The sequence below is a fragment of the Streptomyces sp. NRRL B-3229 genome (assembly GCF_000719505.1).
Classification (GTDB): Bacteria; Actinomycetota; Actinomycetes; order Streptomycetales; family Streptomycetaceae; genus Streptomyces; species Streptomyces griseorubiginosus.
This window is the reverse complement of record NZ_JOGP01000037.1, coordinates 18173-43749: the sequence shown is the minus strand read 5'-3', so window position 1 is coordinate 43749 and position 25577 is coordinate 18173. Positions and strand designations below refer to the sequence as shown.

The window sequence follows — 25577 nt, the reverse complement described above, 5'->3', positions numbered from 1 at the left end:
AAACGCCCGGTTACATTCCGAACCCGGAAGCTAAGCCTTACAGCGCCGATGGTACTGCAGGGGGGACCCTGTGGGAGAGTAGGACACCGCCGAACAATCATTCAAAGGGTTGGACCCTGAACTTCGGTTCGGGGTCCAACCCTTTTTTGTTGTGCGTCACTTGAAGTTCACGTTGCGCAATCACCATCCGAAGCATGGGTACTGCTGCAATGCTCAGGGCCGCCGGCGTCGGAGTCGGTGACGAGGTCGTCGTACCGGCCTTCGGGAACGTCGAGGTCGCCGAGGCGGTGACACTCGCCGGTGCGCTTCCGGTGTTCGCGGACATACATCCGTCGACCTACTGCCTTGACGCGTCCGCTGTCGAAGCGGCCGTAACTCCGCGGACGGCGGCCGTCGTTGTCGTCCACCGTTTCGGTCGGCCCGCCGATATGCGGCGGCTGCTCGAGGTCGGGCAGCGGCACGGCCTGCTCGTTCTCCAGGAGGGCGAGTCCGAGGCGCCGTACGACGAGGTCGCGCAGCGGCGGGAGCGGGCCTGCTACCTGGACGGGAAGTTGCGCGGGGTGCGCACGCCCGACGGTGGGGACGGGCACACCTATCAGCAGTACGTGGTGCGGGTGCCGGGGAACGGTCGTCCGGATCGGGACGCCTTCGCTCGCGCCCTGCGAGGCAAGGGAGTTGACTGCCGGGTGCCGGTGAAGACACCCGTGCACCGGCTGCCGGAGTTCCGGCGCTGTGTGTCGCTGCCGGAGACCGAGCGCGCCGCCGACGAGACCCTTGCCCTGCCGGTGGACGCCTCGTTGACCAAGCGGGACATGCAGCGCGTCGTGGCCGCGTGCAATGCGCTCGGGGGACTGCTTCAGCCTGCCTTCTGAGCGAGTTGGGAGCACGGGTCTGTTCGGGGTATGATCTATTCCGTTGCCGCGAGGGAAACCTCGAAAAGGCGACAGGCCCCCTTAGCTCAGTCGGCAGAGCGTCTCCATGGTAAGGAGAAGGTCAACGGTTCGATTCCGTTAGGGGGCTCCAGTCAAAAGGCCCCGCCCAATCGGGCGGGGCCTTTTTCGTGCTTTCTCTCAGTCCTTCTGAAGGCCCGGGACACGCATCGCCAGAATCGCCATGTCGTCCGACGGGGCGTCGGAGGCGAAGCGCTCTACCGCGCGCATGATGCGGGCCGCCACCGCGCCAGCCGTCAGACCTGTGCAGGTGGTCAGGACGTCGGCGAGGCCGTCGTCGCCCAGCATGCGGGTGCCTTCACGGCGTTCGGTGACGCCGTCCGTGACACAGAGGAGGACATCGCCCGGGTCGAGGGTCACGGTCTCCTCGTAGAGCTCCAGGTCCTCCATGACGCCCAGGAGCGGCTGGGGCTCGGCGGCCGGTTCGACGGTGCCGTCCTGGCGCAGGCGGAGCGGGAGCGGGTGGCCGGCGCAGACGACCTTCAGGCGGGCGCTGCCGTCCTCCTGAGGCCACAACTCGCCGTAGAGGAGGGTCAGGAAGCGGCTGCGGGCGCCCTCGTCGAGGATGGCGGAGTTCAGGCGCTCCAGGACCGCCGGGCCGCTCAGGCCCTCGCGGGCGAGCAGACGGAGGGCGTGGCGGGCGAGGCCCGTCACCGCCGCCGCGTTCGGGCCCGTGCCGCAGACGTCGCCGATGGCGAAGCCGTAGGCGCCGTCGCTGATCGGGAAGACGTCGTAGAAGTCACCGCCGACCTCGTTGCCCTCGCCGGCCGCGCGGTAGATGACCTCGACCTCGACGCCGTCGATCTCGGGGAGCTCGGGAGGCAGGAGGCTGCGCTGGAGGGACTGGCTGATCGCGGTGCGCTCGGAGTAGAGGCGGGCGTTGTCCAGGGCGAGGGCGGCCCGGCGGCTCAAGTCCTCGGCCAGTTCCAGGATTTCCTGGCGGAAGTGTTCGTCGGTGGGCTTGCCGAGGGTGAGCATGCCGATGACGCGGTTGCGGGCGACCAGGGGGAGGACGACGGTCTCGCCGCCCACCGCGGAGGCCGTGGCGAGCGTGGGGCCGATCCCGGAGGCGAGCTGGTGGGTGGGGGCGCCGCTGAAGCCGAGGCTGCGCATGGAGCTTCGCAGGGCCGCCTGGTGGGCGGCCTCGCCCGGGGCCGACCAGACGCGGGCGCCGGGCGTGGGGACAGGGTCCGGGGGCTGGACCTTCGACAGCAACGACTTGATGCCGTCGATGAGTTCCTCGTCCTCGTGCAGGACGTACGACAGATAGGGCTCCGAGGCCTGGTCGGCGATCGTGTAGACGGCGCACCAGGTGGCCAGGGTCGGGACGGTCATCTGGGCCATCAGGGCCAGTGTCTGGTCGCGGTCCAGGGTGCCGGCGAGGAGGTCGGAGGCCTCGACGAGGAAGCTCAGCGAGCCGCGGCGCAGGCGTTCCAGCTCGCCCAGGCGTGCCGACTCGACGGCCAACGCGATGCGGTCGGCGGCGAATTGCAGGCGCAGGGCCTCTTCGTTCGAATACCTGCCGGGGGCTTCCGCGGCCACGCCGAGGGAGCCGGTGAGGCGGCCTTCGACCTTCAGCGGGACGGTGACGACCGAGCGCATTCCGGTGCCGCTGAGGAGCGGTACGGCGCCCGGTACGGCCGACAGGTCGTCGTGGACGGCCGGCATGCGGGCGGAGCCGTAGCGGCCGGGGCCCGCCTCGACGGGTACGCGTGCGAAGCGCTGGCGGGCGGACGGCAGGCCGGTCGAGGCGCGGACCTCCAGTTCCGTCTCGTCGTCGGTCGCGAGGAGCAGGAAGGCGGAGTCGCCGTCGAGCATGTCCCGGGCGCGTTCCACCGTGCGCTGGAGGAGGCCGTCGAGGTCGTCGGGGGCGGGGGAGCCGATGAACACCTCGAAGGGGTCGGCGCTCTGGCCGTCGGGGGACGTGGTCGTGTCGGAGGCCGCGACGCGCAACGGGGTCTGGAGTACGGCCCGTTCGTGGTCGCGGACCAGCAGGCAGACCGTGGAGGGCTCGCCGCCGGAGTCGCGGACGCGCAGGTGGGAGGCGTACACCGAGGTGACGCGGCCGTTGGCGGCCCTGATGCCGTAACTGCCTTCCCAGCGCGAGAGCCGCAGGGCCTCGGCGATGCCGGTGCCGGTGCCGGGGGTGTGCGGCCAGGCCGCGAGGTCGGTGAGGGGTTTGCCGATCACCTGTTCGGCGGGGTAGCCGAAGAGCTCCTCGGCGTCCTCGTTCCACGAGGTGATGGCGCACGTGCGGTCGATCTGGACGACGGCGACGCGGACGCGGCCGTCGGCCAGCGGGAGCAGGTCGGCGGGCAGCGACGGACCGGCCGTACGGGTGCCGACCGGGCGTTCGGGCAGGTCGAGGCGGAACCACACCTGTTTGTGGGTGGGGGTGTACTCGACGCCCCAGCGGCTGGCGAGCGCGGCGCAGAGCTGGAGGCCGCGGCCGCCCTCGCGGTCCAGGTTGCCCATGTTGACGGCCTGGCCCTGGAGGGGGATCTCGCGCTCGGGGTAGCGGTCGGCGACCTCGATCCGTACGCCCTCGTCACTGCGCAGACACAGAACGTCCGCGGAGGTGCCCGCGTGGACCACCGCGTTGGTGACGAGTTCGCTGGTCAGGACCACCGCGTCGTCGACGATGTCGGCGAAGCCCCAGCCCTGGAGGGTGTCGCGGACGAAGGAGCGGGCGGTCGCTACCGATCGTCCGACGGGCTCGAAGCTGGCTGCCGCGCGCGCGGTGATCACAGAACTCCTCGACCGGTTGTCGACGTGCAGGGCTGCCGGGCCGACCGGGTGGTGCCGCTGCTGCGGCAGGCCGCCCGTCGGCCGGGGGTCCGGGTTCTGTCCCCCGGGGACCAGTCCGGTGGTCATGTGTGCGGCCGCCCTCCGATGCCCGCTCGTGCTCGTGCCACCGCCCAGGCCGGACGGACCGGCTCGGCTGGACAGCCGCATGCAAGGTTACTTACCTTCGACGGCTGTGCGGATGCCGGTCTGCAGTGTTTCCGTCCGGAGGGTGTGCGGACGATGTGCGAAGCTGCCGAACTGTTATGGCCGGGTTCAACCGGGGTGAAACACTGGGCAGGCTCCTGAAGAAGGTTCGGGCAGGCCGAGTGCCGTCCGCGTGAGACGGGCAGCAGCCCGTAGTGCGGCTTTGTTCGCCCGGTTGAGATATCGCTGTAGTAAGCAGGAGTGCGCGGCAGCAACCGGTATGCCGCGCGGTACCACCCGAGCACAGCAGTAACGGTCGACCCCTGCGGGAGGGACACAGTGGAGTCTGGCGCAGCGACGCGGGGCACTAAGACGCGCGCGAAAGGCGGACAGTCCCCGAGCAACCAGCGTAAACCGAGCAATGGCACCACCACGGTGGACACGGCGGCCCTGAACCGGCTGCTGGCGGCCCTGGTGTCCATGCGGGACGGGAACTTCCGCAAGAGGCTCACGGTGTCCGGCGACGGCCCGATGTCGGAGATCGCGGCTGTTTTCAACGAGGTGGCCGACCGCAATCTGCATCTGACGGGTGAGCTGTCGCGGGTGCGGCGCATGGTGGGCCGTGAGGGCAAGCTCACGGAAAGGCTGGAAACAGGCGCCTGTGAGGGCTCCTGGGCGTCCGCCATCGATGCCTCCAACGCGCTGGTGGACGATCTCGTACGGCCGGTCTCCGAGGTCGGCCGGGTGCTCTCGGCGGTCGCGGAGGGTGACCTCTCGCCCCGCATGGAGCTCAGGACGCAGGCGCCGGACGGGACGGGGCACCCGCTGCGCGGGGAGTTCCTGAAGGTCGGGCGGACTGTAAACAACCTTGTCGATCAGTTGTCGACCTTCACCGACGAGGTCACGCGGGTGGCCAGCGAGGTCGGTACCGAGGGCAAGCTCGGCGGCCAGGCACGCGTGCGGGGCATGTCGGGTTCCTGGAAGGACCTGACCGAGTCCGTCAACACGATGGCGTACCGGCTGACGGCCCAGGTGCGGGACATCGCCCTGGTGACGACTGCGGTCGCCAAGGGTGACCTGTCCCGCAAGGTCACGGTGCACGTGGCCGGCGAGATGCTGGAGCTGAAGAACACCGTCAACACGATGGTGGACCAGCTGTCGTCCTTCTCCTCCGAGGTGACCCGCGTCGCGCGCGAGGTGGGTGTCGAGGGCGAGCTGGGTGGCCAGGCGCAGGTGCCGGGTGTGGCCGGTGTGTGGAAGGACCTCACCGATTCGGTGAACCTGATGGCAGGAAACCTTACTGCCCAGGTGCGCGGCATCGCCCAGGTGACGACGGCGGTCGCCAGCGGTGATCTGTCGCAGAAGGTGACGGTGTCCGCACGCGGTGAGGTCGCGCAGCTCGCCGACACGATCAACCAGATGACCGAGACGCTGCGGATCTTCGCGGACGAGGTCACGCGGGTGGCCAATGAGGTCGGTGCCGAGGGGCAGCTCGGCGGGCAGGCGAACGTGCCGGGTGCGGCGGGAACGTGGAAGGACCTCACCGATTCGGTGAACACGGTCTTCCGGAACCTCACCACGCAGGTGCGGGACATCGCCGCGGTGACCACGGCGGTGGCCAACGGTGACCTGTCGCAGAAGGTCACCGTCGACGTGGCCGGCGAGATGCTGGAGCTGAAGAACACCGTCAACGGGATGGTGGACCAGCTGTCCGCGTTCGGTGCCGAGGTCACGCGGGTGGCGCGCGAGATCGGCGTCGAGGGTGAGCTGGGCGGTCAGGCCCAGGTGCCCGGGGCCGCCGGAACCTGGAAGGACCTCACCGACTCCGTCAACACGGCGTTCAGGAACCTCACCGGTCAGGTGAGGAACATCGCCCAGGTGACGACGGCGGTGGCCAACGGTGACCTGTCGCAGAAGGTCACCGTGGACGTCTCCGGCGAGATGCTCCAGCTGAAGAACACCGTGAACACGATGGTCGACCAGCTGTCCGCCTTCGCCGACCAGGTGACGCGGATGGCCCGTGACGTGGGCACCGAGGGGCGCCTGGGCGGTCAGGCCGTGGTGCCGGGGGTCTCCGGCACCTGGAAGGAACTCACGGACTCCGTCAACTTCATGGGTGGCAACCTCACCTCGCAGGTGCGGCAGATCGCCCAGGTGACGACCGCGGTGGCCCGGGGTGACCTCTCCCAGAAGATCGACGTGGACGCCCGGGGCGAGATCCTGGAGCTGAAGAACACCATCAACACGATGGTCGACCAGCTCTCCGCCTTCGCCGACCAGGTGACCCGCGTGGCCCGTGACGTGGGCACCGAGGGCCGACTCGGCGGCCAGGCGCAGGTGCCCGGCGTAGCCGGTGTGTGGCGGGACCTGACCGACTCCGTGAACGGAATGGCAGGAAACCTTACTGCCCAGGTGCGGAACATCGCCCAGGTGGCGACCGCGGTGGCCCGGGGTGACCTGTCGCAGAAGATCGACGTGGACGCCCGGGGCGAGATCCTGGAACTGAAGAACACCCTCAACACGATGGTGGACCAGCTCTCCAGCTTCGCCGACCAGGTGACGCGGGTGGCCCGCGAGGTGGGCACCGAGGGCATCCTGGGCGGGCAGGCCGAGGTGCAGGGGGTCTCCGGCACCTGGAAGGACCTCACGCAGTCCGTGAACTTCATGGCGAACAACCTGACCATCCAGGTGCGCAACATCGCCGAGGTCACGACCGCCGTCGCCAAGGGCGACCTCTCCAAGAAGATCACCGTCGACGCCAAGGGCGAGATCCTCGAGCTCGTCACCACCGTCAACACGATGGTGGACCAGCTGTCGTCGTTCGCCGAGCAGGTGACGCGGGTGGCCCGCGAGGTGGGCACCGAGGGTCAGCTGGGCGGTCAGGCACGGGTTCCGGGTGTCACGGGCATCTGGAAGGACCTCAGCGACAACGTGAACCTGATGGCCAACAACCTGACCATGCAGGTGCGCAACATCTCCCAGGTCGCCAACGCGGTCGCCAACGGTGACCTCACGCGGACGGTGACCATCGAGGCGCGCGGTGAGGTCGCCCAGCTCGCCGACACCTTCAACACCATGGTGAAGACGCTGAGTTCGTTCGCCGACCAGGTCACCAAGGTGGCCCGCGAGGTGGGCACGGACGGCATCCTGGGCGGTCAGGCACGGGTGCCCGGTGTGGCCGGCACCTGGAAGGACCTCACCGAGTCCGTGAACCAGATGGCCTCCAACCTGACCGGTCAGGTGCGGAACATCGCCATGGTGACCACGGCCATCGCCAAGGGTGACCTGACGAAGAAGATCGACATCGACGCCCGGGGCGAGATCCTTGAGCTGAAGACCACGATCAACACGATGGTCGACCAGTTGTCGTCCTTCGCCGAGGAGGTCACCCGAGTCGCCCGCGAGGTGGGCACGGAGGGACAGCTCGGCGGACAGGCACGGGTGCGGGACGTCGACGGCACCTGGCGCGACCTCACCGAGTCCGTGAACGAAATGGCAGGAAACCTCACTCGCCAGGTACGCGCCATCGCGCGCGTGGCGACCGCGGTGACCCGGGGCGATCTGAACCTGAAGATCGACGTGGACGCGTCCGGCGAGATCCAGGAGCTCCAGGACTACATCAACAAGATGATCGCCAACCTGCGCGACACCACGATCGCCAACAAGGAGCAGGACTGGCTCAAGGGCAACCTGGCCCGTATCTCGGCACTCATGCAGGGCCGCCGGGATCTGGAGGACGTGGCCTCGCTGATCATGAGCGAGCTGACGCCGGTGGTGTCCGCCCAGCACGGCGCGTTCTTCGTCGCCATGCCGCTGCTCGACGGCAAGGACCTCGCGGCCGACAGCGACGACCAGTACGAGCTGCGGATGCTCGGGTCGTACGGCTACTCGATGGGCTCCATGCCGACGTCGTTCCGGCCGGGGGAGGCGCTCATCGGCACGGCCGCCGAGGAGAAGCGCACGATCCTGGTGGAGAACGCGCCCAGCGGCTACCTGAAGATCTCCTCCGGTCTCGGAGAGGCGCCGCCCGCGCAAGTGATCGTCCTCCCGGTGCTGTTCGAGGGGAAGGTGCTCGGAGTCATCGAGCTCGCTTCCTTCACACCCTTTACGCAGATCCAGAAGGACTTCCTCAACCAGATCGCCGAGATGATCGCGACCAGCGTCAACACGATCTCCGTCAACACCAAGACGGAGGTGCTGCTGAAGCAGTCGCAGGAGCTCACCGAGCAACTCAGGGAGCGGTCGGCGGAGTTGGAGAACCGGCAGAAGGCCCTCCAGGCGTCCAACGCCGAGCTGGAGGAGAAGGCCGAGCTGCTGGCCCAGCAGAACCGCGACATCGAGGTGAAGAACACCGAGATCGAGGAGGCGCGGCAGGTCCTGGAGGAGCGTGCCGAGCAACTCGCCGTGTCGATGCGGTACAAGAGCGAGTTCCTGGCCAACATGTCCCACGAGCTGCGGACACCGCTCAACTCGCTGCTGATCCTCGCCAAGCTGCTCGCCGACAACGCGGACTCCAACCTCACCCCGAAGCAGGTCGAGTTCGCCGAGACCATCCACGGGGCCGGTTCCGACCTGCTCCAGCTGATCAACGACATCCTCGACCTGTCGAAGGTCGAGGCGGGCAAGATGGACGTCTCCCCGACGCGGATCGCGCTCGTGCAGCTCGTGGACTACGTGGAGGCCACCTTCCGGCCGCTGACCGCGGAGAAGGGGCTCGACCTGTCGGTACGGGTCTCGCCCGAGCTGCCCGCCACCCTGCACACCGACGAGCAGCGCCTGCTCCAGGTGCTGCGCAACCTGCTGTCCAACGCGGTGAAGTTCACCGACTCCGGGGCCGTCGAGCTGGTCATCCGGCCCGCCGGGCGGGATGTGCCGGTGGCGATCCGGGAGCAGTTGCTGGAGGCCGGTTCGCTGCGTGACGCGGACGCCGACCTGATCGCGTTCTCGGTGACCGACACCGGCATCGGGATCGCGGCGAGCAAGATGCGGGTGATCTTCGAGGCGTTCAAGCAGGCCGACGGCACGACCAGCCGCAAGTACGGCGGTACCGGTCTCGGCCTGTCGATCTCACGGGAGATCGCTCAGCTGCTCGGCGGTGAGATCCACGCGCAGAGCGAGCCGGGACGCGGATCGACGTTCACGCTGTATCTGCCGCTGCACCCCAGTGAACTGCCGCCCCAGGGCTACCAGCAGTCCATGCCCGCCCTGGAGGCCGGCGACCTCGTGGCGTCCACGTCGGAGAACGGCGTGTCCGGGGCCGAGGTGGAGACGCCGGCCGAGGTGAGGTCGTACCAGGAGACGCAGAACGGCGCCGCGGCGCTGTTCCGGCGCCGCCGCCGGACCGCGCCCGCCCTTGAGCAGCGGATCGGGCAGCCGGACCAGTGGTCGGCGGTGGAGCACCAGTCCGCGCCGCAGCCGCGCCGGGGCATCCGGTTCGGCGGGGAGAAGGTGCTGATCGTCGACGACGACATCCGCAACGTGTTCGCGCTCACCAGCGTCCTCGAACAGCACGGACTGTCCGTGCTCTACGCGGAGAACGGCCGTGAGGGCATCGAGGTGCTGGAGCAGCACGAGGACGTGGCGGTCGTCCTGATGGACATCATGATGCCGGAGATGGACGGGTACGCGACCACGACGGCGATCCGCAGGATGCCGCAGTTCGCCGGGCTCCCCATCATCGCGCTGACCGCGAAGGCGATGAAGGGCGACCGGGAGAAGGCGCTGGAGTCGGGAGCCTCCGACTACGTGACCAAGCCGGTCGATCCCGATCATCTGCTGTCGGTGATGCAACAGTGGATGCGGGGAGAGTGATGGGATTCGGCGAAGTTCACGCGGAGTTGCTGACCGAGTGTGTCCGACGCCGTGTAGAACTGCGGGATTCGGGGAACCTTCTGGTCTCCCGCTTCGTTCGTGCTACGTGCACAGTGACATCGCGGTGACAGGGTGTGGCGACAGACAGGGTGCGGCTACGATGACCGGCACAAGGACGGGCGGCGAAAGGGAGTCGTCCCCAGGGGCGGCACCCGGTGCACATCCGGGGCGAGGAGGGCGGGCCATGGTGCAGAAGGCCAAGATCCTCCTGGTCGATGACCGGCCGGAGAATCTGCTGGCGCTGGAGGCCATCCTCTCCGCGCTCGATCAGACACTGGTGCGGGCATCGTCCGGGGAGGAAGCGCTCAAAGCGCTGCTCACGGACGACTTCGCGGTGATTCTGCTGGACGTCCAGATGCCTGGCATGGACGGCTTCGAGACCGCGGCGCACATCAAACGGCGGGAGCGGACCCGGGACATCCCGATCATCTTCCTCACCGCGATCAACCACGGTCCGCACCACACCTTCCGCGGCTACGCGGCCGGCGCGGTGGACTACATCTCCAAGCCGTTCGACCCGTGGGTGCTGCGCGCGAAGGTCTCGGTCTTCGTCGAGCTCTACATGAAGAACTGCCAGCTGCGTGAGCAGGCGGCGCTGCTGCGGCTCCAGTTGGAGGGCGGTGGCGGCAAGGCCGCGGCCGGCGACGCCAAGGAGCCGGCCGGTCTGCTCGCCGAGCTGTCGGCGCGCCTGGCGGCGGTCGAGGAGCAGGCGGAGGCGCTGTCCAAGCAACTCGACGACGAGTCCGCGGACGCGGCCGCGGTGGCCACCGCGGCCCATCTCGAACGCAAACTCACGGGGTTGCGACGGGCGCTGGACGCGCTGGAGCCCGGAACCGGGACCTCTCCTTCGGTGTCCTCGCAGAACTGACGCGGGATCGCGCCGGTGAGCATCCGTCAATTCACCCGTTCCACAAGCGTGCGTCAGTTCCACGCCTCTTCAGGAGCGACACGAACGGGTGAAGCAGCGGGCACACGTGTCCGTTGCCTTCTCCACCGGTAATCTCACACCTATGGCCTCACGTCCCTCCGCAGCCAAGAAGCAGCCCGCCAAGAAGGCTGCCGCTCCCGCGAAGGGTCCGGCGAAGAAGGCGGTCGCCAAGAGGGCCCCGGCGAAGAAGGCACCCGCCAGGAAGGCCCCCGCGAAGAAGGCCGCGCCGCCGAGGCCCGCGCCCAGTCCCACCGGTGGCGTCCTCCGGCTCGTCCGGGCCCTCTGGCTCGGCCTCGCCCATGCCGTCGGCGCGGTGTTCCGCGGCATAGGGCAGGGTGCCAAGAACCTCGACCCCGCCCACCGGAAGGACGGCGTGGCCCTCCTGCTGCTCGGACTCGGCCTGATCGTCGCCGCCGGTACCTGGTCGAACCTGCGCGGCCCGGTCGGCGACCTCGTCGAGATCATCGTGACGGGCGCCTTCGGCCGGCTCGACCTCCTCGTACCGATACTGCTCGCGGTCGTCGCCGTCCGTTTCATCCGGCACCCCGAGAAGCCCGAGGCCAACGGCCGGATCGTGATCGGCCTGTCGGCGCTCGTCATCGGTGTGCTCGGGCAGGTCCACATCGCCTGCGGCTCGCCGGCCCGCAGCTCCGGCATGCAGGCCATAAGGGACGCCGGCGGTCTCATCGGCTGGGGAGCGGCCACCCCGCTGACGTACACCATGGGCGAGGTCCTGGCCGTACCGCTGCTGGTGCTGCTGACCGTCTTCGGCCTGCTCGTCGTCACCGCCACCCCTGTCAACGCCATCCCGCGACGGCTGCGGGAGCTCGGGGTGCGGCTCGGGATCGTGCACGACCCGGTCGTGGACGAGTTCGGGGACGACGACGAGCGCTACGACGAGCAGTGGCGTGAGGCGCTGCCCGCGCGCGGTCGCAGGCGCGGTCCCGCACCCGAGTCGTACGACCCCGACGACGCGGAGCAGGAAGCCCTCTCGCAGCGTCGCGGGCGGCCCAGGCGCTCCGCGGTGCCGCAGCCCGCGATGGACCGGCAGATGGACGCCGTGGACTTCGCCGCGGCCGCCGCCGCGGACCTTGACGGCGTCGTCATGCACGGTCTGCCGCCGTCGCCGCTGGTCGCCGACCTCACCCAGGGGGTGAGCGTGGGCGACCGGGTGGAGACGACCCCGGTGCCCACCCCGGTCCCGGCCGCGCGGCCCAAGCAGGAGGCGAAGCCGAAGCAGGAGAAGCTCAAGGTCGAGGTCGCGGACCTCACCAAGCCCGCTCCCGAGGCGCCGAGCGACCTGCCCGCGCGCGCGGAGCAGCTCCAGCTCTCGGGTGACATCACCTACTCGCTGCCCTCGCTCGACCTCCTGGAGCGCGGTGGCCCGGGCAAGGCGCGCAGCGCGGCCAACGACGCCATAGTCGCCTCGCTGACGAACGTCTTCACCGAGTTCAAGGTCGACGCCGCCGTCACCGGCTTCACGCGCGGACCGACGGTCACGCGCTACGAGGTCGAGCTCGGACCCGCCGTGAAGGTCGAGCGGATCACCGCGCTGGCCAAGAACATCGCGTACGCCGTCGCCAGCCCGGACGTGCGGATCATCAGCCCGATCCCCGGCAAGTCCGCGGTCGGCATCGAGATCCCCAACACCGACCGGGAGATGGTCAACCTCGGTGACGTGCTGCGGCTCGCGGCCGCCGCCGAGGACGAGCACCCCATGCTGGTCGCGCTCGGCAAGGACGTCGAGGGCGGCTATGTGATGGCCAACCTGGCGAAGATGCCGCACGTGCTCGTCGCCGGAGCCACCGGTTCCGGTAAGTCGTCGTGCATCAACTGCTTGATCACTTCCATCATGGTGCGCGCGACCCCCGAGGACGTGCGCATGGTCCTCGTCGACCCCAAGCGCGTGGAACTGACGGCCTACGAGGGCATCCCGCACCTCATCACGCCGATCATCACCAACCCGAAGCGGGCCGCCGAGGCGCTCCAGTGGGTCGTACGCGAGATGGACCTGCGCTACGACGACCTGGCGGCGTACGGATTCCGGCACATCGACGACTTCAACGAGGCCATCAGGAACGGCAAGGTCAAACTGCCCGAGGGCAGCGAGCGTGAGCTCCAGCCGTACCCGTATCTGCTGGTGATCGTCGACGAGCTCGCCGACCTGATGATGGTCGCGCCGCGGGACGTCGAGGACGCGATCGTGCGCATCACGCAGCTCGCGCGCGCGGCCGGCATCCACCTGGTGCTCGCCACGCAGCGGCCGTCGGTGGACGTCGTCACCGGTCTGATCAAGGCGAACGTGCCCTCGCGGCTCGCCTTCGCCACCTCCTCGCTCGCCGACTCGCGGGTCATCCTCGACCAGCCCGGCGCGGAGAAGCTGATCGGCAAGGGCGACGGGCTCTTCCTGCCGATGGGCGCCAACAAACCCACCCGTATGCAGGGCGCCTTCGTGACCGAGGACGAGGTCGCGGCGATCGTCCAGCACTGCAAGGACCAGATGGCGCCGGTCTTCCGGGACGACGTCGTCGTGGGGACCAAGCAGAAGAAGGAGATCGACGAGGAGATCGGCGACGACCTCGACCTGCTGTGCCAGGCGGCCGAGCTGGTCGTCTCCACGCAGTTCGGGTCGACGTCGATGCTCCAGCGCAAGCTGCGGGTCGGGTTCGCCAAGGCCGGGCGGCTGATGGACCTGATGGAGTCGCGGGGGATCGTCGGGCCGAGCGAGGGCTCCAAGGCTCGTGACGTTCTCGTGAAGGCTGACGAGCTGGACGGAGTGCTTGCGGTGATTCGCGGGGAAGCTTGAGGGGAGCACGGAACGGGTGCGGCCACCGATGTTCGATCGTGACTCACCCGTAAGGGATCATTGAGCAACCGTTTCCCTTCGGCGCACGTCAAGTTGAGGGAAGCGAAAAGCTGCTGCTCCACCATCGGCGTGTCCGGCCATACCGATGGCGTACAAAGTCCTACCGCCCGGTTGCCCCACCCTTTCGTACCCCCCCTAAACTGAACCCTCAGCACAGGTGGCTCAAACGCTCGAAAGGCGCCCCCGTGTCCATCGGCAACTCCCCTGAAGACGAGCGTCCGTTCGAAGACGACCCGCCGGAAGCCCGCCTCTCCGTCGGCCACGCCCTGAAACAGGCGCGGATCGCGGCCGGGCTGACCGTCGACGACGTCAGCAGCGCCACCAGGGTCCGCATCGCCATCGTGCACGCCATCGAGGCGGACGACTTCGCTCCCTGCGGTGGCGACGTGTACGCCCGGGGCCACATCCGGACTCTGGCCAAGGCCGTCCATCTGGATCCGGCTCCGCTGCTGGACCAGTACGCCGCCGATCACGGCGGTGGACGTCCGGCCCCCACCCCGGCCGCCCCGCTGTTCGAGGCGGAACGCATCCGTCCCGAGCGCCGGGGACCCAACTGGACCGCGGCCATGGTCGCCGCGATCGTGGCCGTGGTCGGCTTCGTCGGGTTCACCGCCTTCAAGGGCGGCGACGACGGCGGGACGACCCAGGTCGCCGACGGCACCACGCCTGCCACGACCAAGTCACCGACACCCAAGTCCGACAAGGCGACCCCCAAGGACCCGAAGCCGACCCCGTCCGACAGCGCCATCGCGGCGGCACCCCAGGACAAGGTGACCGTGCAGATCAGCGCCGCCGACGGAAAGAGCTGGATCCTCGCCAAGGACCACAACGGCCGGACCCTGTTCGACGGACTGCTCAAGCAGGGCGACTCCAAGACCTTCCAGGACAGCGACAAGATCAACCTCGTCCTCGGTGACGCCGGAGCCATCCAGCTGTATGTGAACGGCAAGAAGATCGACGACGACTGGCAGCCCGGCGCCGTGGAGCGCCTGACGTACACGAAGGGCGACCCGCAGGTCGGCTAGGCATCTGTTCGGTTTCCGTCGCGAAGGGGTTGGCCAAGATCGGCCAACCCCTTCGACATGGGGTGTCGGTGGGACGAAGTAGTCTTGAGCCCATGCCTGAACGCCGTACCGTCGCACTGGTCACCCTTGGCTGCGCCCGTAACGAGGTGGACTCGGAGGAGCTCGCAGGCCGTTTGGAGGCGGACGGCTGGGATCTCGTGGAGGACGCCGCCGACGCGGACGTCGCCGTCGTGAACACCTGTGGCTTCGTCGAGGCCGCCAAGAAGGACTCCGTCGACGCCCTCCTGGAGGCCAACGACCTCAAGGGTCACGGCAGAACCCAGGCCGTCGTGGCGGTGGGCTGCATGGCCGAGCGGTACGGCAAGGACCTCGCCGAGGCCCTCCCCGAGGCCGACGGCGTGCTCGGCTTCGACGACTACGCCGACATCTCCGACCGCCTCCAGACGATCCTCAGCGGCGGCATCCACGCCGCCCACACCCCGCGCGACCGGCGCAAGCTGCTGCCGATCAGCCCCGCCCAGCGTCAGGAGTCGGCCGCGTCCGTCGCGCTGCCCGGCCACGGTCCGGCCGTGGAGGAGACTCCTGCCCCCGCCGACCTGCCGGAGGGTCTCGCGCCGGCCTCCGGCCCCCGCGCGCCCCTGCGCCGCCGTCTGGACGGCTCCCCGGTCGCCTCGGTGAAGCTCGCCTCCGGCTGCGACCGGCGCTGCTCGTTCTGCGCCATCCCGTCCTTCCGCGGCTCCTTCATCTCGCGCCGCCCCTCGGACGTCCTGAACGAGACGCGCTGGCTGGCCGAGCAGGGCGTCAAGGAGATCATGCTGGTCTCCGAGAACAACACGTCGTACGGCAAGGACCTCGGCGACATCCGTCTGCTGGAGTCCCTCCTGCCCGAGCTCGCCGAGGTCGACGGCCTCGAGCGGGTGCGCGTGAGCTACCTCCAGCCCGCCGAGATGCGCCCCGGCCTGATCGACGTGCTGACCTCCACGCCGAAGGTCGTGCCCTACTTCGACCTGTCCTTCCAGCACTCCGCCCCCGGCGTGCTGCGCGCGATGCGCCGCTTCGGCGACACCGACCGCTTCCTGGAGCTCCTCGACACCATCCGCGGCAAGGCCCCCGAGGCCGGCGTGCGCTCCAACTTCATCGTGGGCTTCCCCGGCGAGAGCGAGGCCGACCTCGCGGAGCTGGAGCGGTTCCTGAACGGCGCGCGACTGGATGCCATCGGTGTCTTCGGGTACTCCGACGAGGAGGGCACCGAGGCCGCGACGTACGAGAACAAGCTGGACGAGGACGTGGTCGCCGAGCGGCTGGCGCGTGTGTCCCGGCTCGCCGAGGAACTCGTCTCGCAGCGCGCCGAGGAGCGGGTCGGCGAGACCGTGCACGTGCTGGTCGAGTCGGTCGACGACGAGGGCGTGTACGGGCGTGGCGCGCACCAGGCGCCCGAGACCGACGGCCAGGTGCTGCTCACGAGCGGCGAAGGCCTGAGCGTCGGCCGTATGGTCGAAGCGAAGGTGGTCGGTACGGAAGGTGTCGACCTGGTGGCCGAGCCGCTCGACGGTTCGCTCGCGTGTAGTGAGGAGGCGGGCAGATGACCGGAGTTCCGGCGTCCGCCGCAGGTGGCCCCTCCGCCGCGAAGGGCGGACCGGTGGGCGGTGTCCCCGGTGCCGCCTCCGGTGCGGTCCCCGGCACTCCTTCGGACACGGTCTCCGGTACGGCGGGCGAGGCGCGGGCCGGCGTGGCGACCGGGGCGGGTGTAGTCCCCGGTGGGGGTGTCGCTCCTGGGGCCACCGTCGTGTCCGAGGTCTCCCCGGACCGCGAGGGCGGCTCCGACGCCAAGCCCTCGCCGGGCAAGAAGATCGCGGCCGCGGCCGTCAACCAGGCCAGCGTCTGGAACATCGCCAATCTGCTGACCATGCTCCGGCTGGTCCTGGTGCCCGGCTTCGTCGCCCTGATGCTGGCCGACGGCGGGCACGACCCCGCGTGGCGGTCGTTCGCCTGGGCGGCCTTCTCCGTCGCCATGATCACCGACCTGTTCGACGGTCACCTGGCCCGCACCTACAACCTCGTCACCGACTTCGGGAAGATCGCCGACCCCATCGCCGACAAAGCGATCATGGGGGCGGCGCTGGTCTGTCTCTCCGCGCTCGGCGACCTGCCCTGGTGGGTGACGATCGTCATCCTCGGCAGGGAACTCGGGATCACCCTGCTGCGTTTCCTCGTCATCCGGTACGGCGTGATCCCGGCGAGCCGGGGCGGCAAGCTCAAGACCCTCAGCCAGGGCATCGCCGTGGGGATGTACATCCTGGCTCTGACGGGATGGCTGGCCACCGCGCGGTTCTGGGTGATGGCGGTGGCGGTCGTGCTGACCGTCGCGACCGGGCTCGACTACGTGAGACAGGCCATCGTGCTGCGCAGGCAGGGAATCGCTGAGCGCAAGGCGGCGTTGGAGGAGGCGGAAGCGTGAACTCCCCGGCCGCCCAGGTGGTACGACTACTCGCTGTGAACGGACAGACGCTCGCGGTCGCCGAGTCGCTGACCGGCGGGCTGGTTGCGGCGGAAATCACAGCGGCTCCCGGAGCCTCCAAGGCGTTCCGGGGCTCGGTGACGGCCTACGCCACCGAACTCAAGCACGAGCTGCTGGGGGTCGACGCCACCCTGCTGGACCAGCGCGGGGCGGTGGATCCGCAGGTCGCGGCCCAGATGGCGGCCGGAGTGCGCAAGGCGCTCGGTGCCGACTGGGGTATCGCGACCACCGGAGTCGCCGGCCCGGAACCGCAGGACGGCAAGCCCGTCGGAACGGTGTACGTGGCTGTCGACGGGCCCGCCGAGGGCGCTTCCGCGGCAACTGGTGGCGGGAAAGTGACCGCGCTGCGGTTGAACGGCGACCGCGCGGAAATTCGTATGGAGAGTGTACGGAGCGTACTCGCTTTGCTCCTGGAAGAGCTTACGGGCGAACAGAGCGGGAATGAGCGGGCACAGGATACGGAACGGAACGGGGGGTTTTGATGTTTGCAGCCCTGAGTGAACACGACATCGCTCCCCGCACGGCCGCGGCGCGAGGCGGTACGGTGGGGCGTGAAGGATGCGGCTACGCGGTCCGAGGAGGGAGCCACCGATGATTCTGCTCCGTCGCCTGCTGGGTGACGTGCTGCGTCGGCAGCGCCAACGCCAGGGCCGTACTCTGCGCGAAGTCTCCTCGTCCGCCCGAGTCTCACTCGGCTATCTCTCCGAGGTGGAGCGGGGGCAGAAGGAGGCTTCCTCCGAGCTGCTCTCCGCGATCTGCGACGCGCTGGACGTACGGATGTCCGAACTCATGCGGGAAGTGAGCGACGAGCTCGCCCTCGCCGAACTGGCCCAGTCCGCTGCGGCCACCCCCAGCGAGCCCGTACCCGCGCCGGTGCGCCCGATGCTGGGTTCCGTCTCGGTCAAGGGTGTGCCACCGGAACGGGTCACCATCAAGGCGCCCAGCGAAGCGGTGGACGTCGTCGCGGCGTAGTGCTCAGGCTGGTCGCTCACGCCGGTGATAGCGTGTGCCGACAGCGCGCTGAGAAGAAGTGTGCGAGGCCCCGGACGGGCTTCTCCGGTAGATCTGGAGAGGCGCGGGTCGGGGTTTTCGTGCATCTTGGAGCGATGTGCGGGTGGCGTTGTCGGGTGCCTGGGTTGCTGCTTCGGTGACGGCGGACGTCTTGATGCGTCCGTGTGCCCGGGGTGCGCCCTCCCTCTCGGGTGAGGCGGCGGTCTAGCGTCCGGGCTGGAGGTGGCTGCATGGCGGGGCCGACCGTGTGCCGGGGGGTGGCTCTCGGGCTCGGGGTGCTGTGGTGGTGGGCCGTGGCGCGGCTGCTGCTGTCACCCGACGCCGGGGCGCTCGAAGGGGCGGTAGCCGCCGGCGGGTGGGGGCTGAGCCTGCTGCCGGTCCACTGCGTGCCGAAGGGGCGGGCTCTGGGGGCGCTGGGGGCCGGGCGGTGGCGTCGGGCGTGGCGGACGGGGAGTGCGCGGCGTCACGGCGGTCAGGGGTCGGTTGCGGGGGAGGGTGAGGCGGAGAGGGGTCGGTGAGGGCGTTGGTGTGGGCGTTGCGGTGCGGTGAGGGCGGTTCGGCAAGGGGAGCGGGTGGATTCGGCGGGGTGAGCTGAGGCGGTCCGGACGGAAGCGGCCGGAGGCCGTGTGGGTGCCGTCGCTACCAGGGCATTGCTACTCCGCCGTTCGGGCGGAGGATCTGGCCTGTGGTGAAGGATGAGGCGTCCGAGGCCAGGTGGAGGACCGCGTGCGCGATGTCCTCCGGCTCGCCGACCCGCTTGAGCGGTGACATGCGGGACATGAGTGCCTCGGTGTGGGCCTGGGTCTCCTCGTCGTGGCGGTCGGTCATCGGGGTGCGGACCCAGCCCGGGGCGACCGCGTTGACCCGGATGCCGTAGCGGCCCACTTCGGTGGCCAGGGTTTTCGTCAACTGGACCACCGCCGCCTTGGCCGCGCCGTAGCAGAGCAGGCCTGGACCGCCGGTGTCCACGGCCCCTGACGCCATCGTGACGATGCTGCCCCGCGTCCCGCGCGCGATCATCACGCGGGCCGCCTCCTGGCAGGCGTACAGGACACCCTTGAAGTTGACGTTCAGGACGCGGTCGAGGTCCTCGTCCCGCGTCTCCAGGACCGGACTGCTGTGCATGATCCCGGCGACCGCGGCCAGGACGTCGAGGTGCCCGCAGGAGGCCACGGCCCGGCGCAGCTGCTCGCGGTCGGTGACGTCCAGGGGGTGCGTGTGCGCGGTTCCGCCGGCGTCCTTGACGAGGCTTGCCGTCCCGTGCAGGCCCATCTCGTCGCGGTCCGCGCAGTGCACGGTGGCACCCGCCTGGGCGAGCAGGACGGCGGAGGCGCGGCCGATGCCGCTCGCGGCGCCGGTGACGAACGCGGTGCGTCCGGTGAGGTCGTACGCGCTGACGGCCATGGAGCGACCGTACGAGGGTTTCTGACGGAGCGTCAATTGGTCGTGCGGCGTGAGGTTCCGGGGTGTCCGCTCGGTGCTCCGCGCCGGGGGCCCGGGGTGGGGCCGGTCTGGCAGTGGGGGCACCAGTAGGTGGGGCGTTCGCGAGAGCCGTCGCCCTGGTCGGCCACGCGGATGGAGGTGCGGCAGCGCAGGCAGGGGCGGGGGGCACGGCCGTAGACGAAGAGGTCCTGCCCGCGGCGGCCGGTCGTGCTGCGGATCGGGCGGTCGCGGTTGGCCTCCAGGAGCTTCTTCGCGAGCGCGGGGAGGTGGGCCGCACGGTCGGCGGGGAGGGCGCCGACGGGGAGCCAGGGGGTGGCACCGAGCAGGAAACAGAGTTCGCTCTTGTAGACATTGCCGATGCCGGCGAGGTTGCGCTGGTCCAGGAGGGCTTCGCCGAGTTCGCGGGAGGGATCCTGGAGGAGGTTGGCCAGGGCGCGCTCGGGGTTCCAGTCCGGGCCCAGGAGGTCGGGGCCCAGGTGGCCGACGGCTTTGTGTTCGTCGGCGGTGCGGAGGAGTTCCAGGACGGGGAGACGGTAGCCGACGGCCGTGCGGTCGGTGTTGCCCAGGATCGCGCGGATCTGGTGGGCGGGGCCGCCGGTCCAGCGCTGGTCATGGGCGTACACCTTCCACGCGCCGTCCATACGGAGGTGGGAGTGGAGGGTGAGGCCGCCCTCCATGCGGGTGAGGAGGTGTTTGCCGCGGGGGGTGACGTCGAGGACGCGGCGGCCTGTGAGGTCCGCGGTGGCGTACTTCGGGACTCTCAGGTCGCTGCGGGTCAGGGGCCTGCCGGCGAGGGCCTCGTGCAGGCGCCTCGCGGCTTGCCAGACGGTGTCTCCTTCGGGCATGGGTCAAGAGTGGCACGGGCTGGGGATGCCGGGGTGGGGCGGCCTTCTGAGGGCTTTGGAGGCGGCACCCGCGGCGTGCTCCAGGATGCGCGCGTGGTCTCTCGGGTGGGGGCGGTCCTATGCGCGCAGGCGTAGGCCTCGTGGCGTGGCGATGAAGCCGGCTGACTCCAGGAGGGTGCCTGTGGGGGACGTCAGGGCAACCGTGCCGTTGATGCGTTCCACGGTGACGGTGCCCAGGGATCCGGCCCTGGCTGCCGCTGCCAGGGCCTCGGCCGCCGTGCGGAGGCGGGGGTCGTCGTTGGGGGTGCTGTCGGGGCTGGAAGGCCAGGCCAGGAGGGTCTTGCCGCCACGCTCCATGTAGAGCGTGAGTTCGCCGTCGACGAGGACGACCAGGGAGCCCGCCTTGCGGCCCGGTTTGTGGCCGGCCTCGGTCGGTGGGTCGGGCCAGGGCAGGGCGGCGCCGTAGGCGTTGGCGGGGTCGGCGGCCGCGAGGACGACCGCTCCGGAGGTGTCCGCAGTGGTGTGCCTGCGGTGGGGGAAGCCCGAGCCGGGCGAGGACGGAGGGTAGTCCCGTGGGGAGATGTACTCGTCCCGGGAGGCCGGGGAGGGCTGGGCGCGTCCCGGTGCGGGGAAACCGTTGGGGGTTTGCGCGGGGGCGTCGGAGGCTTGGGGGTCCAGGTCGGTGGGTGGGTCGAAGGGGCCGAAGGCCTGTGCCCAGTCGAAGTCCCCGGTCGTGGTGCCGGCGTCGGTGGGGGCGTCGAGGCCCGGGCCTGCGGGAGCGGGGGCCGGGGCGGGCTCGCCACGGTCGCGGGCGTTGGAGACGGCTCGTAGGCGGTCCACCGCCCCGTCCATGGCGAACTGGGCGGCGCCGAGGCCCTCCACCACGTAGCCGCGGCGGGCCTGGCCGCTGTCCTCGAAGGCGGAGAGGATGCGGTACACCGCCGAGAAGCCGCCCTCGACGCCCTCGGCCGCGACCGCTCCGCGCGTGACGACGCCGTGGCGGTCGAGGAGGGTGCGGGCCAGGGCGTGGGCGCGCACGGTCGGGTCGGGCTCCCGTGGGGGCAGCAGGGACCAGCGGCCGGCCGCCGTCGGCGGGCCGGTGCGGGAGGCGCTGCGAGCCGCGGCGGTGAGGGAGCCGTACCGGCCGCGCGGGACGCTGCGTTTGGCGCGGTGGGCGGTGGAGCCGGCGGTGCGGCCCGAGCCCAGCAGGGAGCGCATGGGGGTGAGGGTGTCGTTGGTGAGCCGGCCGGACCAGGCCAGGTCCCATACCGCGTCGGCCAGTTGGGGGTCGGTGGCCTCGGGGTGGGTGGTGGCGCGGACCTGGTCGGCGATCTGGCGGAAGAACAGGCCGTAGCCGCCGGCGAGGGCGTCCAGGACGGACTGGTGCAGTGCCGTCAGCTCCAGGGGGTGGGGCGGGGGCAGGAGAAGGGGGGCCGCGTCCGCGAGGTAGAGGGAGACCCAGCCGTCCTTGCCGGGGAGGGCGCCCGCTCCGGCCCACACGATCTCCCCGGCGGCGGTGAGTTCGTCGAGCATGGCGGGCGTGTAGTTGGCGACGCGGGACGGCAGGACGAGCTTCTCCAGTGCGGAGGCGGGCACGGACGCGCCCTGGAGCTGCTCGACCGCGCGCACCAGGCCGTCGATGCCCCGCAGGGAGTGGCCCTTGCCGATGTGCTGCCACTGCGGCAGGAACTGGGCGAGGGCCGGGGGCGCCACCGGTTCCAGTTCGTGGCGCAGGGCGGCCAGGGAGCGGCGCCGCAGACGGCGAAGGACGGTCGCGTCGCACCACTCCTGGCCGATGCCCGCCGGATGGAACTCTCCCTGTACGACGCGGCCGCTCGCGGCGAGCCGCTGCAAGGCGCCCTCGGTGACCGCTGTGCCCAGGCCGAAGCGGGCCGCGACCGTCGCCGAGGTGAATGGGCCGTGGGTGCGGGCGTACCGCGCGAGGAGGTCGCCGAGGGGGTCCTTGACGGGCTCGGTGAAGGCCTCCGGGACGCCGACCGGCAGCGCGGTGCCGAGGGCGTCACGCAGGCGGCCCGCGTCCTCGATCGCCGCCCAGTGGTCGGCGCCGGCGACACGGACCCTGATCGCGCGGCGGGCGCGGGCGAGCTCCTGTGCCCACTGCGGTTCGGCGCCCCGCTCGGCCAGCTCCGCGTCCGTGAGCGGGCCGAGGACGCGGAGGAGGTCCGCGACTCCTTCGGCGTCCTTGACGCGGCGGTCCTTGGTGAGCCACTGGAGCTCCCGCTCCAGCTCGGTCAGCACCTCGGCGTCGAGCAGCTCCCTGAGCTCCGCCTGGCCGAGCAGCTCGGCCAGCAGGCGGGAGTCCAGCGAGAGGGCTGCCGCGCGGCGCTCGGCGAGGGGTGAGTCGCCCTCGTACAGGAACTGGGCGACGTACCCGAAGAGGAGGGAGCGGGCGAAGGGGGAGGGCTCGGCGGTGGTGACCTCGACCAGGCGAACCTTGCGGGACTCCAGGTCACCCATCAGTTCCACGAGGCCCGGCACGTCGAAGACGTCCTGGAGGCACTCGCGGACCGCCTCCAGCACGATCGGGAACGAACCGAACTCGCTCGCCACCTCGAGCAGCTGGGAGGCGCGCTGGCGCTGCTGCCACAGAGGGGTGCGCCTGCCGGGGTTGCGGCGGGGCAGCAGCAGGGCGCGGGCGGCGCACTCGCGGAAGCGGGAGGCGAACAGAGCCGAACCGCCGACCTGGTCGGTGACCACCTGATCGACCTCGCCCTTGTCGAAGACGACGTCCGCGGCGCCCACGGGGGCCTGCTCCGCGTCGTACTCCGTGCCGATCGCGGCCGGGTCGCGGTCGAGGAGGTCCAGGCTCATCAGGTCGGCGTCCGGCAGCCTGAGGACGATGCCGTCGTCGGCGTGCATGACCTGGGCGTCCATGCCGTAGCGCTCGGAGAGCTTGGCGCCGAGGGCGAGCGCCCAGGGGGCGTGGACCTGGGCGCCGAAGGGGGAGTGGACGACGACCCGCCAGTCGCCGAGTTCGTCGCGGAAGCGCTCCACGACGATGGTGCGGTCGTCCGGGATGTGGCCGCAGGCCTCGCGCTGCTCGTCGAGGTAGGACAGCACGTTGTCCGCCGCCCAGGCGTCCAGGCCCGCGGTGAGGAGGCGCAGTCGGGCGTCGTCCTTGGGCAGCGAGCCGACCTCGCGGAGGAACGCGCCCACCGCGCGGCCCAGTTCCAGGGGGCGGCCCAGTTGGTCGCCCTTCCAGAAGGGCAGCCTGCCCGGGACGCCGGGGGCGGGAGAGACCAGGACACGGTCGCGCGTGATGTCCTCGATGCGCCAGGAACTGGTGCCGAGCGTGAAGACGTCCCCCACGCGCGACTCGTAGACCATCTCCTCGTCCAGCTCGCCGACCCTTCCGCCGCCCTTCTTGGGGTCGGACCCGGCGAGGAAGACCCCGAAGAGGCCGCGGTCGGGGATGGTGCCGCCGGAGGTGACGGCGAGGCGCTGGGCGCCGGGGCGGCCGGTGACGGTGCCCGCGATGCGGTCCCAGACGACGCGCGGGCGCAGTTCGGCGAAGGCGTCCGAGGGGTAGCGGCCGGCGAGCATGTCCAGGACCGCGGTGAACGCGGACTCGGGCAGGGCGGCGAAGGGGGCCGCCTTGCGGACGGTGGCTAGTAGGTCGTCGAGCTGCCAGGTGTCCATCGCGGTCATCGCGACCAGCTGCTGCGCGAGGACGTCGAGGGGATTCGCGGGGACCTTGAGGGACTCGATCGAGCCGGTGCGCATGCGCTCCGTGACGACCGCCGCCTGGACCAGGTCGCCGCGGTACTTCGGGAAGACCACGCCGGTGGAGACGGCGCCGACCTGGTGACCCGCGCGGCCGACGCGCTGGAGGCCGGAGGCCACCGACGGGGGTGACTCGACCTGGACGACGAGGTCCACCGCGCCCATGTCGATGCCGAGTTCGAGGCTGGAGGTGGCCACCACCGCGGGGAGGCGGCCTGCCTTCAGGTCCTCCTCGACCAGGGCGCGCTGTTCCTTGGAGACCGAGCCGTGGTGGGCCCGTGCGATCACCGGCGGTGCGCCCTGGGCCGCGCCCGAGCCGCCCATGAGTTCCGCGGGGGCGTGGTGTTCGTCCAGGGGCTCGCCGGTGGCCCGCTCGTAGGCGATCTCGTTGAGGCGGTTGCAGAGGCGCTCGGCGAGACGGCGGGAGTTCGCGAAGACGATCGTGGAGCGATGTGACTGGACGAGATCGGCGATGCGCTCCTCCACGTGGGGCCAGATCGACGGACGCTCGGCGCCTTCGTTGCCCTCGGCGACCGGGGAGCCGCCGAGTTCGGCGAGGTCCTCCACGGGGACCACCACCGAGAGGTCGAACTCCTTGCCCGACTTCGGCTGGACGATCTCCACCTTGCGGTTGGGGGAGAGGTAGCGGGCGATCTCGTCCACCGGGCGGACGGTCGCGGACAGCCCGATGCGGCGGGCCGGCTTCGGGAGGAGTTCGTCCAGGCGCTCGAGGGAGAGGGCCAGGTGGGCGCCGCGCTTGGTGCCGGCCACGGCGTGGACCTCGTCGAGGATCACTGTCTCGATGCCGGTGAGCGCGTCTCGGGTCGCCGAGGTCAGCATCAGGAACAGGGATTCCGGGGTGGTGATCAGGATGTCCGGGGGGCGGGTGGAGAGGGCTCGGCGCTCGGCCGCGGGGGTGTCGCCCGAGCGGATGCCCACCTTGACCTCGGGTTCGGGCAGGCCCAGGCGGACGGATTCCTGGCGGATGCCGGTGAGGGGGCTGCGGAGGTTGCGCTCCACGTCCACGGCGAGGGCCTTGAGGGGGGAGACGTAGAGGACCCGGCAGCGTTTCCTGGGGTCGGCGGGTGGGGGTGTGGAGGCGAGCTGGTCCAGGGCGGCGAGGAAGGCGGCGAGGGTCTTGCCTGAGCCGGTGGGGGCTACGACCAGCACGTCCGAGCCCTCTGCGATGGCCTGCCATGCGCCTGCCTGGGCGGTGGTGGGGGCGTCGAAGGCACCCGTGAACCAGCCGCGGGTTGCGGGGGAGAAGGCGTCGAGGGCGCGGTGTGCTGGGCTGACCATGTGTTCCATCCTGCACCCGGGCACTGACATTGGGGCGGCGGTCTGGTTTGACTGCGGCTTGGTGGGGGCGGGCGTCTTGCGCAGTTCCCCGCGCCCCTGGAGGCCTGCGGCGGCCCGTTGCTGTTCGGTGGAGCGTCCACATGTCC

At 70.5% G+C, this 25577-nt stretch carries 14 protein-coding genes, 1 tRNA gene and 1 rRNA gene; 12 read left to right on the top strand and 4 right to left on the bottom strand.

The features are described from left to right. The 3 genes from rrf to IF54_RS0136825 all read left to right on the top strand — a co-directional run. Positions 1–95 (top strand): 5S ribosomal RNA (gene rrf / locus IF54_RS40630); the annotation flags it as partial. Between the two features lie 114 nt (positions 96–209). After that, positions 210–872, top strand: a complete 663-nt coding sequence (locus IF54_RS0136830; RefSeq protein WP_020139089.1) for a DegT/DnrJ/EryC1/StrS family aminotransferase — start codon at positions 210–212, stop codon at positions 870–872. A gap of 75 nt (positions 873–947) precedes the next feature. Beyond that, positions 948–1023, top strand: a tRNA-Thr gene (locus IF54_RS0136825). 47 nt (positions 1024–1070) lie between these two features. Here the strand turns inward: IF54_RS0136825 and IF54_RS0136820 are convergent. Next, positions 1071–3824: a SpoIIE family protein phosphatase gene (locus IF54_RS0136820; RefSeq protein ID WP_030326937.1), complete on the bottom strand. Its 2754-nt coding sequence runs from the start codon at positions 3822–3824 to the stop codon at positions 1071–1073. A gap of 396 nt (positions 3825–4220) precedes the next feature. Here IF54_RS0136820 and IF54_RS0136815 point away from each other — a divergent pair, with 396 nt between their 5' ends. The 9 genes from IF54_RS0136815 (at position 4221) to IF54_RS43745 (ending at position 18618) form a co-directional block, all read left to right on the top strand. Continuing rightward, positions 4221–9692: a HAMP domain-containing protein gene (locus tag IF54_RS0136815; RefSeq protein WP_107047943.1), complete on the top strand. Its 5472-nt coding sequence runs from the start codon at positions 4221–4223 to the stop codon at positions 9690–9692. 244 nt (positions 9693–9936) lie between these two features. Further along, on the top strand, positions 9937–10620 hold the full coding sequence (locus IF54_RS0136810) for a response regulator (protein WP_030326935.1): 684 nt from the start codon (positions 9937–9939) through the stop codon (positions 10618–10620). A gap of 142 nt (positions 10621–10762) precedes the next feature. Next, entirely contained in the window at positions 10763–13486 is a 2724-nt protein-coding gene (locus IF54_RS0136805; RefSeq protein WP_051735679.1) for a DNA translocase FtsK, read from the top strand. A 245-nt stretch (positions 13487–13731) separates the two neighbouring features. Next, the gene (locus IF54_RS0136800) at positions 13732–14571 is read left to right on the top strand and encodes a helix-turn-helix domain-containing protein (protein ID WP_030326932.1); all 840 of its coding nucleotides are present in this window, start codon (positions 13732–13734) and stop codon (positions 14569–14571) included. Positions 14572–14663: 92 nt separating this feature from the next. Beyond that, a complete protein-coding gene (gene rimO, locus IF54_RS0136795; protein ID WP_078852240.1) occupies positions 14664–16157 on the top strand; it encodes a 30S ribosomal protein S12 methylthiotransferase RimO in 1494 nt (497 codons plus the stop codon). Then, positions 16154–17029 carry a CDP-diacylglycerol--glycerol-3-phosphate 3-phosphatidyltransferase gene (gene pgsA / locus IF54_RS0136790; protein ID WP_030326928.1) on the top strand — a complete coding sequence of 292 codons (876 nt, stop codon included), beginning with the start codon at positions 16154–16156 and terminating at the stop codon, positions 17027–17029. Before rimO ends, pgsA begins: the two co-directional genes overlap by 4 nt. Next, the gene (locus IF54_RS0136785) at positions 17026–17571 is read left to right on the top strand and encodes a CinA family protein (RefSeq protein ID WP_030326927.1); all 546 of its coding nucleotides are present in this window, start codon (positions 17026–17028) and stop codon (positions 17569–17571) included. Before pgsA ends, IF54_RS0136785 begins: the two co-directional genes overlap by 4 nt. Positions 17572–17680: 109 nt before the next feature. After that, positions 17681–18061 carry a helix-turn-helix domain-containing protein gene (locus IF54_RS0136780; RefSeq protein ID WP_007385114.1) on the top strand — a complete coding sequence of 127 codons (381 nt, stop codon included), beginning with the start codon at positions 17681–17683 and terminating at the stop codon, positions 18059–18061. A 269-nt stretch (positions 18062–18330) separates the two neighbouring features. Further along, positions 18331–18618 (top strand): hypothetical protein, encoded by a 288-nt coding sequence (locus IF54_RS43745; RefSeq protein WP_051735678.1) that lies wholly within the window; start codon positions 18331–18333, stop codon positions 18616–18618. 121 nt (positions 18619–18739) lie between these two features. On the opposite strand, the gene IF54_RS0136770 is transcribed toward IF54_RS43745, so the two are convergent. From IF54_RS0136770 to IF54_RS0136760, 3 genes are all read right to left on the bottom strand, one after another. Beyond that, positions 18740–19504, bottom strand: coding sequence for an SDR family NAD(P)-dependent oxidoreductase (locus IF54_RS0136770; protein ID WP_030326924.1), 765 nt, complete (start codon positions 19502–19504; stop codon positions 18740–18742). A 32-nt stretch (positions 19505–19536) separates the two neighbouring features. Continuing rightward, complete coding sequence (locus IF54_RS0136765) at positions 19537–20388, bottom strand: Fpg/Nei family DNA glycosylase (RefSeq protein WP_030326919.1); 852 nt, start codon at positions 20386–20388, stop codon at positions 19537–19539. 117 nt (positions 20389–20505) lie between these two features. Beyond that, positions 20506–25431 (bottom strand): ATP-dependent helicase, encoded by a 4926-nt coding sequence (locus IF54_RS0136760; RefSeq protein ID WP_030326917.1) that lies wholly within the window; start codon positions 25429–25431, stop codon positions 20506–20508. Between the last annotated feature and the right edge of the window lie 146 nt (positions 25432–25577).

Coding starts and splice junctions, on each gene's coding strand:
- IF54_RS0136760 (WP_030326917.1), bottom strand. CDS start 25,431: ATGGTCAGCCCAGCACACCGCGCCCTCGACGCCTTCTCCCCCGCAACC.
- pgsA (WP_030326928.1), top strand. CDS start 16,154: ATGACCGGAGTTCCGGCGTCCGCCGCAGGTGGCCCCTCCGCCGCGAAG.
- IF54_RS0136765 (WP_030326919.1), bottom strand. CDS start 20,388: ATGCCCGAAGGAGACACCGTCTGGCAAGCCGCGAGGCGCCTGCACGAG.
- IF54_RS0136810 (WP_030326935.1), top strand. CDS start 9,937: ATGGTGCAGAAGGCCAAGATCCTCCTGGTCGATGACCGGCCGGAGAAT.
- IF54_RS0136805 (WP_051735679.1), top strand. CDS start 10,763: ATGGCCTCACGTCCCTCCGCAGCCAAGAAGCAGCCCGCCAAGAAGGCT.
- rimO (WP_078852240.1), top strand. CDS start 14,664: ATGCCTGAACGCCGTACCGTCGCACTGGTCACCCTTGGCTGCGCCCGT.
- IF54_RS0136780 (WP_007385114.1), top strand. CDS start 17,681: ATGATTCTGCTCCGTCGCCTGCTGGGTGACGTGCTGCGTCGGCAGCGC.
- IF54_RS0136770 (WP_030326924.1), bottom strand. CDS start 19,504: ATGGCCGTCAGCGCGTACGACCTCACCGGACGCACCGCGTTCGTCACC.
- IF54_RS0136830 (WP_020139089.1), top strand. CDS start 210: ATGCTCAGGGCCGCCGGCGTCGGAGTCGGTGACGAGGTCGTCGTACCG.
- IF54_RS43745 (WP_051735678.1), top strand. CDS start 18,331: ATGGCGGGGCCGACCGTGTGCCGGGGGGTGGCTCTCGGGCTCGGGGTG.
- IF54_RS0136820 (WP_030326937.1), bottom strand. CDS start 3,824: ATGACCACCGGACTGGTCCCCGGGGGACAGAACCCGGACCCCCGGCCG.